Here is a 2,238-nt window from a genome sequence, read left to right as displayed (position 1 = left end):
AGTATCTTTATCTGAATACATAGGATATTGAAGGCAGACCCGGGGAACTGAAACATCTAAGTACCCGGAGGAAGAGAAAGCAAATGCGATTTCCTGAGTAGCGGCGAGCGAAACGGAATTAGCCCAAACCAAGAGGCTTGCCTCTTGGGGTTGTAGGACACTCTATACGGAGTTACAAAGGAACGAAGTAAATGAAGCGACCTGGAAAGGTCCGTCGAAGAAGGTAACAACCCTGTAGTTGAAACTTCGTTCCCTCTTGAGTGGATCCTGAGTACGGCGGAACACGTGAAATTCCGTCGGAAGCTGGGAGGACCATCTCCCAAGGCTAAATACTACCTAGTGACCGATAGTGAACCAGTACCGTGAGGGAAAGGTGAAAAGCACCCCGGAAGGGGAGTGAAAGAGATCCTGAAACCGTGTGCCTACAAGTAGTCAGAGCCCGTTAACGGGTGATGGCGTGCCTTTTGTAGAATGAACCGGCGAGTTACGATCCCATGCAAGGTTAAGCTGATAAGGCGGAGCCGTAGCGAAAGCGAGTCTGAATAGGGCGTTTAGTATGTGGTTGTAGACCCGAAACCAGGTGATCTACCCATGTCCAGGGTGAAGTTCAGGTAACACTGAATGGAGGCCCGAACCCACGCACGTTGAAAAGTGCGGGGATGAGGTGTGGGTAGCGGAGAAATTCCAATCGAACCTGGAGATAGCTGGTTCTCTCCGAAATAGCTTTAGGGCTAGCCTCATGTTGTAAGAGTCTTGGAGGTAGAGCACTGATTGGACTAGGGGCCCCCAACGGGTTACCGAATTCAGTCAAACTCCGAATGCCAAAGACTTATCCATGGGAGTCAGACTGCGAGTGATAAGATCCGTAGTCAAAAGGGAAACAGCCCAGACCACCAGCTAAGGTCCCCAAGTATACGTTAAGTGGAAAAGGATGTGGAGTTGCTTAGACAACCAGGANTTATCCATGGGAGTCAGACTGCGAGTGATAAGATCCGTAGTCAAAAGGGAAACAGCCCAGACCACCAGCTAAGGTCCCCAAGTATACGTTAAGTGGAAAAGGATGTGGAGTTGCTTAGACAACCAGGATGTTGGCTTAGAAGCAGCCACCATTTAAAGAGTGCGTAATAGCTCACTGGTCGAGTGACTCTGCGCCGAAAATGTACCGGGGCTAAACGTATCACCGAAGCTGTGGATTGACATCTTTGATGTCAGTGGTAGGAGAGCGTTCTAAGTGCTGTGAAGTCAGACCGTAAGGACTGGTGGAGCGCTTAGAAGTGAGAATGCCGGTATGAGTAGCGAAAGACAAGTGAGAATCTTGTCCACCGAATGCCTAAGGTTTCCTGAGGAAGGCTCGTCCGCTCAGGGTTAGTCGGGACCTAAGCCGAGGCTGAAAAGCGTAGGCGATGGCCAACAGGTTGATATTCCTGTACCACCTCCCCGCCGTTTGAGTAATGGGGGGACGCAGTAGGATAGGGTAAGCGCGCTGCTGGATATGCGCGTTCAAGCAGTTAGGCTGATGAGTAGGCAAATCCGCTCATCATAAAGGCTGAGCTGTGATGACGAGGGAATTATAGTACCGAAGTTCCTGATTCCACACTGCCAAGAAAAGCCTCTAGCGAGGCGGGAGGTGCCCGTACCGCAAACCGACACAGGTAGGCGAGGAGAGAATCCTAAGGTGATCGAGAGAACTCTCGTTAAGGAACTCGGCAAAATGACCCCGTAACTTCGGGAGAAGGGGTGCTCTGGTAGGGTGTATAGCCCGAGAGAGCCGCAGTGAATAGGCCCAGGCGACTGTTTAGCAAAAACACAGGTCTCTGCGAAGCCGCAAGGCGAAGTATAGGGGCTGACGCCTGCCCGGTGCTGGAAGGTTAAGAGGAGGGGTTATCCTTTGGGAGAAGCTCTGAATCGAAGCCCCAGTAAACGGCGGCCGTAACTATAACGGTCCTAAGGTAGCGAAATTCCTTGTCGGGTAAGTTCCGACCCGCACGAAAGGCGTAACGATCTGGGCACTGTCTCAACGAGAGACTCGGTGAAATTATAGTACCTGTGAAGATGCAGGTTACCCGCGACAGGACGGAAAGACCCCGTGGAGCTTTACTGTAGCCTGATATTGAATTTTGGTACAGCTTGTACAGGATAGGTAGGAGCCTGAGAAGCCGGAGCGCTAGCTTCGGTGGAGGCGTCGGTGGGATACTACCCTGGCTGTATTGAAATTCTAACCCGCGGCCCTGATCGGGC

General features: G+C 51.6%; 1 rRNA gene. It reads left to right on the top strand.

The window, feature by feature from the left end:
- Positions 1-2,238 (top strand): 23S ribosomal RNA (locus tag ACOZIR_RS28250); the annotation flags it as partial.

The sequence above is a fragment of the Priestia sp. D3YE.R1 genome, from assembly GCF_049199565.1.
In the GTDB taxonomy this organism is placed as follows: domain Bacteria; phylum Bacillota; class Bacilli; order Bacillales; family Bacillaceae_H; genus Priestia; species Priestia aryabhattai.
The sequence above is the reverse complement of the archived record's forward strand: the minus strand, read 5'-3'. Positions and strand labels throughout refer to the sequence as shown.